The following is a 14,717-nucleotide window of genomic DNA, read 5'->3' on the forward strand; positions in this document are numbered from 1 at the left end:
CTGATCAGCCTTTTTCGCCTTTTAAGTCGGGCAGATAGCCTTTAATCAATAAGAAGATTTGCCCTGCAAATTTCTAAATAATTTTACATTCCTATTTTTGACAAATTTAACTGACGAAAATGCTTCAATTCTTTAAATATGTTTTGGCGACTATCGTAGGTCTGTTCGCCTTTTTTATACTATCCATTATGCTTTTAGGGGCTATCGGGTCTGCTTTTTCCAGTGGTAGTAATGTCACTGAGGTGAAAGAGAATTCGGTATTGAAGCTTGAGCTGAATCGACAAATTGTTGAAAACGCACCATCAGAAGACCCTTTTGAAGGTCTGTTTCAAAGCTCTAATCTCAAAGTTGGGTTGATAGACTTGAAAGAAGCGATTGCCAATGCTAAGCTAGACCCCAATATTGAGGGTATTTATCTCAAAGCCGAATACCCTGTTGCCGGTATCAGTACCTTGGAGGAGTTGCGTAATGCACTTATTGATTTCAAAGAGTCGGGTAAGTTCATCTATACCTATGGAGAGGTGATGTCAGAGCCGGCTGTTTATCTGAATTCAGTGGCCGATCGTATTTTTCTGCCTGAGGTAGGGGATATTGAGTTTAACGGCCTCAGTGCTCAAATCAGTTTTATGAAAGGTCTTTTCGATAAGATTGGTGTAGAGCCGGTAATATTCAGAGTGGGAGAATACAAAAGTGCCGTGGAACCCTATGTGAGAACAAATATGAGTCCTGAAAATAAAGAACAGATCAGCTCTTATGTCAATAGCATCGGTAATCATATTTATGCTCAGGTGGCTGAGTCAAGAGGTTTAACCGTTGATGAAATCAATGAAACACTCAATAATCCGGTAGGCTCGGCAGAAGAAGCTCTTGAAAAGAAACTGATTACAGATATTGGTTACTACGATCAGTTCGAGGACGCTTTGAGAGAAAAGCTGGGATTAGGTGTGGGCGACAAAATCAGTATGGTCGGCATCAAAAGTTATGGTAAAGCAAAGAAGTATGTTGAAAGCGGAGACCGAAATAACAGGATCGCGGTCATCATAGGTCAGGGAACTATATACAGTGGTGAAGGAGATAGTGAGTCCATTGGGTCCGATTCCTGGATTGAGGAGCTTCGCAAAGCGGCAAAAGATAGAAAAGTAAAAGCTATTGTACTAAGAATAAACTCTGGTGGAGGTTCCGCACTGGCTTCTGATATGATGTGGCGTGAGATAGAACTTGCCAAAAAAGAGAAACCCGTTTATGCCAGCATGGGCGATTACGCGGCCTCCGGCGGATATTATATGGCGATGCCATGTGATACCATAGTGGCTAACCCAACGACTGTAACAGGGTCGATCGGTATTTTTGGTATGCTCTTCAATGCTCAGGAACTGATGAATAACAAGCTTGGAATCACCTTCGACGGGGTTGAAACTCACGAGCATTCTAATTTTCCATCCATGGTGAGTGATATGCCACAGGCTGAGAAAAACATGATTCAGCGAATGGTTAATCAGGGCTATGAAAGGTTTACCTCAAAAGCTGCTGAAGGTAGAAACATGGAAGTAGAGCATCTGAAGTCACTGGCTGGTGGCCGGGTTTGGACAGGCCTACAGGCCAAAGAAAATGGTTTGGTTGATGTGTTGGGAGGTCTTGAAGACGCTGTTGAACTGGCAGCCAAACGTACGGGAATTGAAGATGATTATCAGGTGAGGTATTATCCTAAGGCTAAATCTGAATTGGAAATTGTCATGGAAAAAATCTCGGAGCAAAGTCAGGTGAGTTTAAGTAAAAAACTAGGGGCCCTGGCTCCATACCTTGATGAGTTTAACCGCCTGATAAAATCTGACCATCTACAAGCCAAGTTGCCGTATGAGGTGATTTGGGAGTAGAATTAAACCATAATTAAAGTTTTATGAAAGGTACTCAAAACGGGTGCCTTTTTTTATTGAAGAACAAGCAAGAATTGGTCGTACGGGCCTTTAAAATTGTAGGGTCTAAGGAAAAAATAATTACCTTCGGGTAACTAGCCTTGTGAAACTTGAAAACAAAATCACTTATACTTCTGGCATTTTTTGCCCTAGCTTTGTCGTCAAAGGTTTACTGTCAGGTAATTATTCAGCAAACGGATAGTTTAACCAAAGACCAGTTTAATGATGCTAAGGCAAATCCGGGAGATAGTATCCGATATAAAGTCAAAGTAATAGTTAATGGTACTGCTAATAATACCTCACTGGATATTGAGGCTTTAGACTCTGAACTCATAGTAGATGCTAACTCTGTTCATATTGGGCCGCTAGCCAGATCTGATAATTATCAATCTCTTTCTAATATAGGAATTGAGATAATCGCCTCCTCCGGGTTATTAGCCAATGATGTAGACATTGATGCTAAGTCAAAGCCCATAAAAATTGTAAAGGTTGGCTCTTCATTTTCGGTGGATAAAGATACCTCTGCTTTTTTTCAGACAGCATTCTCCGGTTTAGCGAAAATTGAGAGTAACGGGTCCTTTGAATATCATCCACCAGCAGGTTATAACGGTACAGACTCATTTTTTTATGAAATATCAGATGGAGACTCGCTAACACCGAATGTAAGGGCTAAGGTTTCCATAGCAGTAGGAGGTGCCGGGAGTCCGAGTGTTTGGTTTGTAAACGCCACAGATGGGGATGATACTAATGGTGACGGTAGTTTTTACGCCCCATTTAAGACTTTGAATCCACTAAATGGAGGCTCAGATCCAGATGGTAGTAATGACATCATATATCTATATTCTGGTAGTTATTCTGTAAGTGCATTTACATTAGAAAGTAGTCAAAAGCTAATAGGGCAGGGAGTAGAGTTAAATCTGGCCGAATTTGGATTGTCAGCTCCTCCTTACTCTAAAAATATTCCTTCTCAAGGTGCTAACCCAATTTTGAATAGTACCACCGACGGTTTAATTCTCAACAGTGATAATGTCATTAGAGGACTAACAATCGGTAATTGTTCAGGTATCGCAATTAAGAGCTCAGCAATAAACGTTGGAGCCTTAAAGATTTCTTCAGTTGAACTAAATAATGCTGCGGGAGGAGGGTTATCTATAACACACGGAAGCAGTAGTATGATGAACTTAAACTTTACTAAATTCATATGTTCCGGTGGAAGTGATGGTATCAACTTAACTCAATGCTCAGGTACTTTTACTACAGCTGCAAGTGGTTCTAATTCAATAAACGGGAATTCAAAGTCTGTAAGTCTTTCTTCTAACTCTGGTTTGAATTTCACGTTCCCTGGTGTTATTTCTACCTCTTCTGCCACAAGCTTTATTGAGATTGATCAGAATAGTAACTGCACCTTCATCTTTAATACAGGAAATATTTCGTCAGCCTCGAAGGGAATAAAAATTACAAACAATAGTTTCAGTAATATCAGTTTTAATAATCCATCTATCACACTTACTGGCTTGTCTGATATAGGTATTAGCTCTGTTTCGAATCTTAACGGTACGGTGGGTTTTGCTCAAGCAACAGCATTAACAATAAATACATCTTCTTCATACACCGGCTTAGAAGTTTCAAATTCAGGGAATTTCAATATGTCAAGAGGCAGTATTACTTCTGCAACAGGTGATGCGGTCAAAATTGATAATACTAACCTTGGAATTCAATTGGAAGCGGTGTCGTCTAATGGTGCCCCTGAAGGAATAAACCTAAGTACTACAACGGGTTATTTTAGATTGATAGGGGATGGCTCAAATCTTCGGAATGGAAGTGGAGGTTCGATTCAAAATTCTCAAAATGAAGGTATCAAACTTATTAATGTAGTTGCTGTAGATCTTTCAAGTCTGAACGTTTCTGGTTCGTTAAAAAGTGGCATCTATGGTGAAAGTCTTCAAGGATTTAGCTTCAAAGGACTAAGAGTAGAGAATAATGGTGACGGGGTAGATGAACACGGGATATATATTTTAAATTTTAGTTCTTCATCAAATGCTGAAATAACAAATTCTCAAATAAGTAATTCCAGAGAGAATAACATCAATATTGTTCTAAATACAAGCTCTTCTGGTCAATCCCTTTCGATTACAAATTCACATATAAATAATTTACAAGCAGTTAATGGATCCAATGGCGTATACTTTGAAGCGGGAGTAGGTTCCAATGCGTCACTAACATTATCAGGTAATACAATAAATGATAATTATGGTATGGGGCTAAATGCTCAGGCCATAAATTCAGGTATATTAAGTGTAAATGCTGCACAAAATTCTTTTAATTCCGGCATTACGGCTACTTATCAACAGAGGGGTGGAGTTTTACTTAGTTCTTCCTCTTCAGGCACTCTAACTTTTACAGTGGATGGAAATACAGGAACGTGTTCAGGAGGAAATGCGATAAGTGTACTTGGCGTTAATGGCAATTACACGGGGTCTATCACTAATAATCAATTATTACCGGGAACTCAGGGAACAGGTATTAATGCAAGAACAGAGGGTACAGGTGCGGGAACAATAGTAATCAATGGAAATACAATTGGTAATGGAGGTTCTCCTGTGATTACAACCAATGCGGGCATACATCTTTCTAGCAGGAATGGTAATGGAAACCTAAATGCTACAGTATCTAATAACACAGCTGAAATTCAGGAGAATCTATTTCCATCGCCTGTGTTTGTTGCAGAATCTGGCAGCCTTTCGGGGACCAACACGTTGTGTTTGAACCTGAGTGGAAATCAAATAAATCATTCAAATAATCTGGTGCCCGAATACATGATCGGTCAATACAATAACTCTACCTTTTCGATAGAAGGATTATCTGGTTCTCCTGAGACCAATGCCTCCAACGTGGAGACCTATTTGACCTCATTAGATACAGGAAAGGCGGTGGAGGTTTCAGAAGGAGGTAATTATATTGTAAATTATACAAATAGTACTTGTAATACTTTACCATAAAATTTAGAGTATGTCAGAACCATTTTTAGCCGAGATAAAAATAGTTGGATTCAATTTCGCACCACGAGGTTGGGCATTTTGTGATGGTCAAATTTTGCCCATAAATCAGAATCAATCTCTTTACAGTCTTTTAGGAACTACTTATGGCGGAGATGGCAGGACAAGTTTTGCTTTGCCCGACTTAAGAGGAAGATCGCCACTCCATCCTGGAAATTCTTTTACCTTAGGGCAAAAGGCTGGTGAGGAGACTCATACGCTGAGTGCCGTTGAGGTGCCTGAACATAAACATGGTCTTAAAGTGAGCTCAGGAGATGGCAATACGTCAAATCCGGTAAATAATCGATATGCTAAATCGTCTCAATTAAGGTTTCGTAATCCTCAGAGTACTGATAGTCTAACGACATTTTTTACCTCAAATACTGGTGGAGGTCAGGCACATGATAATATGCAGCCTTTCATTGCTGTGAATTTTTGTATCGCATTACAAGGTTTATTTCCGTCAAGAAATTAGAATTATGGCAGAACCGTTTGTTGGAGAAATAAGAATGTTTGCTGGCAATTTTGCCCCAAGAGGATGGGCTTTTTGTGACGGTCAGCTTTTGGCCGTTTCACAAAATGATGCACTGTTTTCTTTGTTCGGAACCATTTATGGAGGAGATGGTAGGACTACTTTCGGCCTTCCGGATATGCGTGGAAGAATACCAATTCATGCAGGATCTGGCCCAGGTCTTTCTCCGCGGAATATAGGTTCAAAAAGTGGCTCAGAGAATGTCACTTTGACTGAATCACAGCTACCCTCTCATCGGCATCCGGTACGGGTCTCGGGTGATATTGCGACCAGAACATTTCCTGAAGGAGGCGTCTTGGCTTCTAACGCTGAGACAGCAGCTTTTTATAAAGAGGGTTCTTCAGGAGGTTCGTTAAATGAAATGGATGGTATTGCAAATACAGGAGGTTCTCGAAGTCACTCAAATCTTATGCCTTTTTTGTGTGTCAACTTTATCGTAGCATTATTCGGAATTTATCCGTCAAGACATTAATATAGACAACTATGGCAGAACCATTTATAGCCGAAATTCGAATGTTTGCAGGGAATTTTGCTCCCAGAGGATGGGCATTTTGTAACGGTCAATTATTGCCTGTCTCTCAAAATACGGCCTTGTTCTCTTTAATAGGAACTACTTATGGCGGAGATGGACGTAGCACTACTGCACTTCCTAATTTACAAGGTAGAGTACCTATGCACCCGGGAAGAGGGCCAGGCTTAACCAGTAGAAGGCTTGGAGAGTCGGGAGGTGAACAGAATGTAACCTTAACTACTAGTCAAATACCCTCTCATTCTCATGATTTAGCAGCTTCATCGGAGAAGGGAAACTCAGTTTCGCCTTTGAGTGGTGTGTCGGCGACTACCGAAAACAAGGCTAATATTTACTCAAGTTCTGATACGAATATTGTGAATGTCGAAAACGATGGTGAGCAATTTGGCGGCGGTCAAGGTCATAATAATATGCAACCCTTCTTAGCTGTAAACTTTATAATAGCCTTAGTAGGATTATACCCTTCCAGAAGTTAATGTTAGATGGTTTCGAGTTTAAGGTTTTTACAAATGAAGATCTGCCGACTTTAAGACAGATCTATAAGGAAAGTCGTCAAGAAGAGCTGGACTTGTTAACTACCTGGACCGAAAGACAGATTGAGGAGTTTGTGGACCATCAGTTTTCAGCACAGCACAAATATTACATAGAGAATTATCAAGGTTCTAAATTTTGGCTTATTCAAAAAGAGGGACATCCGATCGGAAGGCTTTATTTAAAAGAGTACGAGAATGAGTTCAGAATTATTGATATAGCTCTTTTAATTGCTTGGAGACGAAAGGGGATTGGAAAAAGAATTCTCGAAAAAATTTTAAGTAGTGCGGCTGAGAAAGGAAAAATAGTATCAATCCATGTGGAGAAAAATAACCCCGCCTTAGAGCTATACAAAAGGTTGGGCTTTCAAGAAAAAGAAGATAAAGGTGTCTATTGGTTTATGGTTAAAGAGTTAGGTTGATAAGTAATGAATATCGAAAGGTTCACGAAATACAAAGATCAGGATTTTAAGATTGATTTTGACGGTGATTTGAAAGATGCCAGGCTTAGAGAAGTTATAAGTTTGAGTGATGGGAAAACTCACTCTTTAATCTTTCAGACAATAAATTATTTAGAAGTTAAGGAGCAAAGGATTTATAGTTTCAAATGGCCTGATGGCTCAGCTACAGAAGAACTCTTCATTGTACCAATTTCGCAAGATGAGCAAGGTACCAAATATGAAGTGGTTCTCAATTAAGTGAAGATTACCAAAAAAGCTTAAGCTACCATGAAAAGAAGAACATTTATTACTCAAGTCGGATTAGTCTCAGGAGCATTCTCTTTTGGAGTCAATTCCTCGTATGGCAAGCAAAAGACAATCGTTGAAATTGCTGAATTGAAGCATTCAAAATTTCAAAATTTAATTGGAAAGGAGTTTAAGTTGGGCTTGGACGAAACGGAAGTTTCCATCCATTTAAAGGACGTTTTTGTAGGTAAAGAAAACAGTTTTAAGACTCCCTTTATATTGAGTTTTGAAGCAAAGGACTGTTTGATTCATGAGGGCATATATTTGGTGACCTTTCCTGACGGAAGACAAATGGAGGTTTATCTGGAACAAAAGAGATTCCAAGGTGGTGTTGAAAGAATAGAGGCTGTTTTTAACTAAAAGTGAAGACTGAATACTATGAAAAGAAATTTATTTTGTTTCATTTTACTGCTTTTAGTGAGTAATTCCGGAGTGGCACAGTTCCCAATTTCTTTGGGCAATCTACAAGATGGAGATACGCTTACGATTATTTATGATGTAGGTGTTTCTACTTTTCCTCCAACAAAGAACACTGTATCAAGTCAGCTAAAAGTTTCTGGTAATGGGTTTGGGCCTGTTCTTTCAGATGATCCCGCCACGGTTGCAGCAAGCGATGCAACTGTGACAGATGCTCTATCTCCTTTTACTTTAACCTATTCTTCTAAGTCAAACCCAAGCATTTGTTTAGGTACGGATGGTAAAATAGTTTTTAGCACGAATGTAAGTGATGGAAATTATAGTTTCAATTATCAAAAAAATTCAGGTGGCACATTAACGAGTACAGTTTCTGTTGCCTCTGGCGTTTTAGAGTTAACAGGTCTTTCTTCAGGGACATATTCGAACTTTGCTATTTCAGGATTTACATCTGAAATTTCTGGTATTCAGATATTAAGTGATCCACCGACTCAAACATTAATTGCAGGTACATTAACCGACCCAAGTACCTGTTTGGGAACAGATGGTAAAATAGCCTTCACGAGTACGAATCTGGGTGATGGCACTTATACCTTAAATTACACGAAAGGAACAACATCTACGAGTCAAAGCGTCACAGTGAGCAGTAATGCATTTGAGTTGACGGGCTTGGGAGCCGGGAGCTATTCGGCATTTTCAGTAACAGTGAATGGCTGTCAGGGTAGTTTATCTACAACTCAGACATTGAGTGATCCACCGACCCCAACCTTAACTGCGGCGACACTAACTGACCCAAGTACCTGTTTGGGAACCGATGGTAAAATAGCCTTCACGAGTACGAATCTGGGTGATGGCACTTATACGTTAAATTATACGAAAGGAACAACGGCTACTAGCCAAAGCGTCACAGTGAGCAGTAGTGCATTTGAGTTGACGGGCTTAGGAGCCGGGAGCTATTCGGCATTTTCAGTAACAGTGAATGGCTGTCAGGGTAGTTTAGCTACGGCTCAGACATTGAGTGATCCACCGACCCCAACCTTAACTGCGGGAACCCTAACCGACCCAAGCACCTGTTTGGGAACCGATGGTAAAATAACCTTCACGAGTACGAATCTGGCCGATGGTACTTATACCTTAAATTATACGAAAGGAACAACAGCGACAAGTCAAAGTGTCACAGTGAGCAGTAATGCATTTGAGTTGACAGGCTTGGGAGCAGGGAGCTATTCGGCATTTTCGGTAACAGTGAATGGCTGTCAGGGTAGTTTAGCTACGGCTCAGACATTGAGTGATCCACCGACCCCAACCTTAACTGCGGGAACCCTAACCGACCCAAGCACCTGTTTGGGAACCGATGGTAAAATAACCTTCACGAGTACGAATCTGGCCGATGGTACTTATACCTTAAATTATACGAAAGGAACAACAGCGACAAGTCAAAGTGTCACAGTGAGCAGTAATGCATTTGAGTTGACGGGCTTGGGAGCCGAGAGCTATTCGGCATTTTCAGTAACAGTGAATGGCTGTCAGGGTAGTTTATCTACAGCTCAGACATTGAGTGATCCACCGACTCCAACCTTAAGTGCGGGGACACTAACTGACCCAAGTACCTGTTTGGGAACAGATGGTAAAATAGCCTTCACGAGTACGAATCTGGCTGATGGCAGTTATACCTTAAATTATACGAAAGGAACAACAGCTACGAGCCAAAGCGTCACAGTGAGCAGTAATGCATTTGAGTTGACAGGCTTAGGAGCCGGGAGCTATTCGGCATTTTCGGTAACAGTGAATGGCTGTCAGGGTAGTTTAACCGCAGCTCAGACATTGAGTGATCCACCGACTCCAACTTTAAATCTTGATGGTTCAACAGACCCTTCTACTTGTAATGGAGCGGATGGTATTATTCGTTTTACCACTTCATTGGTTAATGATTCGTATGAAGTTACATTCAAAAAGAATTCAGTTCAGCAGACCAAATCAGGAACTGCTGCTTCAGGGATATTGACTTTAGTAGGATTGGAAGAAGGTACATACACGGAGTTTAGTGTAATAGTAAACAATTGTACCGGGAGTTATTCGGCAACTGATATCATCCTTTCTGATCCTGTTTTTGTGCCTTCGGTTTCTAATACTGGCCCCTATGAAGAGGGTGAAACAGCCCATTTAAATGCCACTGGAGGGGTGACATATAATTGGTCCGGTCCGGGCGGTTTTTTCAGTACGTTACAAAGTCCTTTTGTTCCAGACTTAAGTTCTGGTAAGTCTGGCATATATTCAGTATCAATAACATCCATTGAGAATTGTCAAGCTACATTAACAACAGAAGTTTTGGTTTCTTGTTCTTCGCAAAACTTAAATTATTATTTGGTCTATGGTGGTAGTAATCCCGAGATTATTGCACCCTTAGTTTCAAATTTACAAGTGCAGGCTAATTCTAGCCGACCGATGTCTGTTGTAGCCTTTTCAGCCTGTGAAGTACCATTGGTAGAAAGTGTCAAGCTGCAACTTTCGGGTACATCTAACCTTCAGTATTATGTTGACAACGAAATGCCGTTTAATCTACATGAAAATATGAACGTGAGTACCGGGGATATTTTAATACCTAACCACTATACGCTGATTGGAAACGGTTACAGTATGGATAATGCGACTGGTAGTGTTTTAGTTGGACCTAATGTTATACCGTTTGACGTGGTTTGGTACGGTAGAGAAATCAATAACATTAGCCTAAGTAGCTCTCAAATATGTTCAGGAAGCGGTTTAACTGTTTCAGCAACAGCTACTGAGACGCCATTTCAAAAGTTTGGGGCCTCAAATCTTTTTCAGGTTTATATGTCAGATGCCGACGGACAATTTATTGATAGAACCCTTATAGGTTCGGGAAGTTCAATTGGTTCAATTAATTGTCAAATTCCTGAGTACATTCCATCTGGTGCCAACTACAAGGTTATGATCACATCAACTGAACCGGTAGTTTCTTCAGAGATTAGTATGACTACTCTTCAAATCATAGGCAATGATCTGACTTTAATATCTCCTAATGATGATATCAATAATCAAAGTGTAGAACGACTTGCCAAAGGGGCGATAAAAGGAGCTAATAAAATAGCTGGGTCCCTTTCAAATGTAAAGTATAAAGCATCTAAATTTATTGAACTAACTCCGGGTTTTGTAGTGAACTCGTCTTCTGTCTTCGAGGCTAAAATCGAAAATCCATGTCCTTAAAATTTATTGTATTTTAAGCTATGCCGACATTAAGCAAGTTGCCTTTTGGGTTTGATATTCAATAGAATAATGAATTTTAAAGGAGGTTTTCAGGCACTGAAGACCTCCTTTTTTGATATACTGTTCTGTTCGGGTTTTGATATAGATGCCTGTGCCGTATTATGGCCAAAATTCGAAATCCGTGTCCAACCCAACTGCCTCAATTTGAGGTGTGAAGATTCCAAAAGAATTGGTTAAATAGCGGGATAAAAAATAGTATCGGATTTTGAGTCGATTGTTATTCCTGCCCTTGTTGGGATTATTATTTCAATTTTATTTGGCTTCTGGCCAAAAGATAACGCGTCCTGTTTTTCTTCAAAAACCCGGGATGAATGAAATGACTTTATCCTGGAAAACCGATGTTCAGGTGAAGTCAAAAGTTGTTTATTATAACGCCAATAACAAAAGCCAGAGCTTAGAAATTGAGGAACAAGAAGCTGGAGTTTATCATGAAGTAAGACTTCAAAATCTTTTGCCAAATACAAAATACATTTACCACATTTTTACAGGTGATCAACTTATTTCAGGTAGTTCTTCTCAATTCTTCTATACGGCTCCCGATAGTCAAACTACCCAGGAAATCACCTTTTGGGCCATGGGTGATTTTGGAGATCATGGCAAATCAGTTTACGTTGAAAATCAGAAGGCGGTAAGTGAGGCTTTTAAGACGGTAAATCCGGGCAAAACGGACTTGTGGCTTTGGCTCGGTGATCATGCCTATTGCTGCGGCACTGAAGAGCAATATGACCGTCAGGTTTTCAATGCTTATGGACCCAAACTGATGAATAACATTCCGGTGATGCCTTCGCCGGGGAATCATGAATATTATGCCACCGGCTCAGGTCAGGCTGATCGTAAGATTCCCTATTTTGATATTTTTTCATTACCCACTCAAGGTGAAATAGGGGGAATTTCAAGTAAAACTGAGGCTTATTACTCGTACAATTATGGAAATGTGCATCTTATCAGTCTTGATTCTTTTGGGCTGGACGACGGCATGTATCGGCTATCTGACTCCCGTAGCCGTCAGTATCAATGGCTTATTGCAGATTTGAAGGCCAATACATTGCCATGGGTCATTGTCTACTTTCACCACCCGCCATACAGTAGTCTCTCACATGTATCCGATGCCGAGCAGGAGTTGTTGGATATTCGGCGAAATCTGGTTCCTGTTTTTGATCAGTATCAGGTTGACCTGGTTTTAAACGGCCATAGTCATGTTTATGAACGTAGTTTTTTAATGAAAGACCATACGGGTTCCGGGCTAACTTTTAATCCGGATATCCATCAGGTGCAAAAAACGAATGGGAATTATACGGCGGAAAACGCACCATATATTAACAAAACGGAAGGTACGATTTATGCCGTGGCAGGCTCAGCGGGTAGAATTGACTGGAATGGTCTTAATATTCCGTTGCCTTGTAATGCTTATACTAATCACACTGAAGGTGGGTCTCTGATGATCAAGGTCAATGACAATCGTCTGGATGGATCCTGGATTACGGCCGGAACAGAAATAAAAGACCGTTTTACCCTATTTAAGAATGTTAATAAGGTTATAACCAGAAATGTTAGTTACTCTGAGAATGTTACCTTGGCTGCCTCATGGCCTGGTAGCTATCGCTGGTCTGATGGCTCAAGAGGCAGAGAGGTAACTTTGCAGCCTATAAAAGATACTATTTTGGTGGTGTCAGATTCTCTTGGCTATCTGATGGACAGATTTGAGATAAAAGTAGCTCCTCAGCCAGAGGTTAAGCTTTATTTTAATGAAGACCAGACTTTTTGCAGAGGGCAGATTCTTACTGTTAGGTATGAGTTTGCTCATCTTCCGGAGGATACCAGTGGTTATTTTTTACAGCTATTGAGTAGTTCGGGAAAAGTAATTGAAGAATTCAGATTTCATAGAGATTTTAATCAGCACCATTTTATGCTGCCTGAAAATCTTGCTTTGAACGAAGAGTATTACGTAAGTTTTAAATCTGATTTAGAATATATTAGCCTTGTAAATACTCCTACATTTAGGCTTGAGGAAAACGCCTACGCCGCTTTTAAGAGCTCCGGCTTGATGCCTTATTCAGATGAATTGAAATTGGATATTGAAATAACAGGGTCTTTGCCTGCAACGATATTTATAAATGAGCAGCCGTTTACCTTGACTGAAAACCTGAATACCTTGATTTTTCATCCTCCTTTTCCAGATTATTTTGAGATTACTCAAGTAACCAATTCTTGCGGAGAGGGAAGTTTTGATGTTAATGGAGTCTCAGTTTTACCTCCATTAAGTAAAATGGACGCAGCTATCTTTAACATTTACCCTAACCCCGGAAGTGAGTTTGTTTTCATAGAGAATACTGAAACCTTGGGGCCCATTTTTATCACATTGACAGATAACAAAGGAATAATTAAATATAGAAATATAAATCAAGGGCAAAGTCAAAAAGTACCTATTGAAAACCTTCCTTCCGGAGTCTATATTCTCAGTCTCCAATCTCAAGAAAAAAAGTTCGTTAAAAAGATCGTGGTGCAATAATGCTCAGATTTTGATAAAAATCTTCTTGTGGTACATCCATCTAAGTAAAAGCCAGTAGACGAATAAAATTACACTTCCGGAAACTAGAGAACTATAAGTTGGTCCCAGAAGGTGTGCATAGTTTTCTCCAAGATGAATTTTAAAAGTCTGGTCAATGAATTCATTACCAACATGAGCGAGCACGTAAGCGGCAATACTGTTCATGCCAATTATTTTTAGCCAATAGAAAGGCTTCTCAATTCTTTTTAGATCGCATAACCAATGAAATAGTATCATGAAGCCAAAGCAAAAGGCTCCGCTGAATAGTGTCCATGCAGGTGTCCAGATTCGTTTTACAATAGGGTTTAATCCGGTCAAATGAAGGATTAATGCCATTACAACAAGTACAATAGCATAGAGTCCCCATTTTTTTAGCAGTTCGGTTTCCTTAAGTTTTAGCATGGTTCCGGCGATTAGCCCTAAAATCATAGTGCCCAGTGTTGGTACAAAACTTAGAGTTGCATACCCGCCACCATTATACTCAAACACTGATTCTCTGGGAAAAAGATTGAGAAGCCAACGGTCAAAAGCCCATGCCAGATTGCTGTTTTTATTCCAATGGGCTGAGAAGCCCTCCATCAGATGTGGCCAGTTCTCAGGTACACCAACTGCAGTGTAATCGAAGTTAGTTGACGGTAAAGGGTAGAGAACAAAAGCAAGCCAGTAAAAAACAAGAATGGTGGCCAGGGCGGCCCAATGCCACTTTCGATTTTTAAAGCCTAACCAAAAAAGAAAAGGATAGCCGAGGCCAATCTGGCTAAGTGTATCTTCAAAAGTCCAGTAGGTCATTTCCCGATGCATGGATCTCAAAAAAACACCAAGTAAAATCAAAATTAAAGACCTTCTGATGGTATGATACCACATTTCTTTACGGCTTTGCCCTTTTGACGATCTGCTGAGCATTGAGAATGGAAGAGCCACACCTACCAGAAACGAGAAAGAGGGTTGAATGAGATCATGGAGCGAACAGCCAATCCATGGAACATGACTTTGATGAAAGCTCAGAGAGGCCCAGAAACCATTTTGAGGCAACTTCTCTGCTACTCCTGATAGGTGCCATACTTCTGCCATCATCAGGAACATCACCAGACCTCTGTAAACGTCAATTGATTGTATTCTCTGCGTTTTTGAGTTCATCATTTCTAAGGGTTAGTTTTTGTGGAAAATTAGTCAATTTTCGCCGGT

11 protein-coding genes are annotated in these 14,717 nt (G+C 40.2%); 10 read left to right on the top strand and 1 reads right to left on the bottom strand.

Annotated elements, in window-relative coordinates:
- The first annotated feature begins 119 nt into the window (after positions 1-119).
- From sppA to AFM12_RS09645, 10 genes are all read left to right on the top strand, one after another.
- Positions 120-1,874, top strand: coding sequence for a signal peptide peptidase SppA (gene sppA, locus AFM12_RS09600; protein WP_055147211.1), 1,755 nt, complete (start codon positions 120-122; stop codon positions 1,872-1,874).
- Positions 1,875-2,023: 149 nt separating this feature from the next.
- Positions 2,024-4,912 carry an Ig-like domain-containing protein gene (locus AFM12_RS09605; RefSeq protein ID WP_055147214.1) on the top strand — a complete coding sequence of 963 codons (2,889 nt, stop codon included), beginning with the start codon at positions 2,024-2,026 and terminating at the stop codon, positions 4,910-4,912.
- 10 nt (positions 4,913-4,922) lie between these two features.
- A complete protein-coding gene (locus tag AFM12_RS09610) occupies positions 4,923-5,423 on the top strand; it encodes a phage tail protein (RefSeq protein WP_055147217.1) in 501 nt (166 codons plus the stop codon).
- A gap of 4 nt (positions 5,424-5,427) precedes the next feature.
- Entirely contained in the window at positions 5,428-5,952 is a 525-nt protein-coding gene (locus AFM12_RS09615; protein ID WP_055147220.1) for a phage tail protein, read from the top strand.
- 11 nt (positions 5,953-5,963) lie between these two features.
- Positions 5,964-6,485, top strand: coding sequence for a phage tail protein (locus AFM12_RS09620; RefSeq protein WP_055147223.1), 522 nt, complete (start codon positions 5,964-5,966; stop codon positions 6,483-6,485).
- Entirely contained in the window at positions 6,485-6,961 is a 477-nt protein-coding gene (locus AFM12_RS09625; RefSeq protein WP_055147226.1) for a GNAT family N-acetyltransferase, read from the top strand. Before AFM12_RS09620 ends, AFM12_RS09625 begins: the two co-directional genes overlap by 1 nt.
- A 6-nt stretch (positions 6,962-6,967) precedes the next feature.
- Positions 6,968-7,237: a DUF6916 family protein gene (locus tag AFM12_RS09630; RefSeq protein ID WP_055147229.1), complete on the top strand. Its 270-nt coding sequence runs from the start codon at positions 6,968-6,970 to the stop codon at positions 7,235-7,237.
- A 30-nt stretch (positions 7,238-7,267) separates the two neighbouring features.
- Complete coding sequence (locus AFM12_RS09635) at positions 7,268-7,645, top strand: DUF6916 family protein (protein WP_055147232.1); 378 nt, start codon at positions 7,268-7,270, stop codon at positions 7,643-7,645.
- Between the two features lie 18 nt (positions 7,646-7,663).
- Positions 7,664-10,924: a 3-coathanger stack domain-containing protein gene (locus AFM12_RS09640; RefSeq protein ID WP_055147235.1), complete on the top strand. Its 3,261-nt coding sequence runs from the start codon at positions 7,664-7,666 to the stop codon at positions 10,922-10,924.
- Positions 10,925-11,300: 376 nt separating this feature from the next.
- Positions 11,301-13,493, top strand: coding sequence for a metallophosphoesterase (locus AFM12_RS09645; protein ID WP_165492340.1), 2,193 nt, complete (start codon positions 11,301-11,303; stop codon positions 13,491-13,493).
- Positions 13,494-13,496: 3 nt separating this feature from the next.
- Here the strand turns inward: AFM12_RS09645 and AFM12_RS09650 are convergent, their stop codons facing one another.
- Entirely contained in the window at positions 13,497-14,672 is a 1,176-nt protein-coding gene (locus AFM12_RS09650; RefSeq protein ID WP_310586863.1) for an acyltransferase family protein, read from the bottom strand.
- Between the last annotated feature and the right edge of the window lie 45 nt (positions 14,673-14,717).

The sequence above is a fragment of the Jiulongibacter sediminis genome (assembly GCF_001306455.1).
Taxonomy (GTDB): Bacteria; Bacteroidota; Bacteroidia; order Cytophagales; family Spirosomataceae; genus Jiulongibacter; species Jiulongibacter sediminis.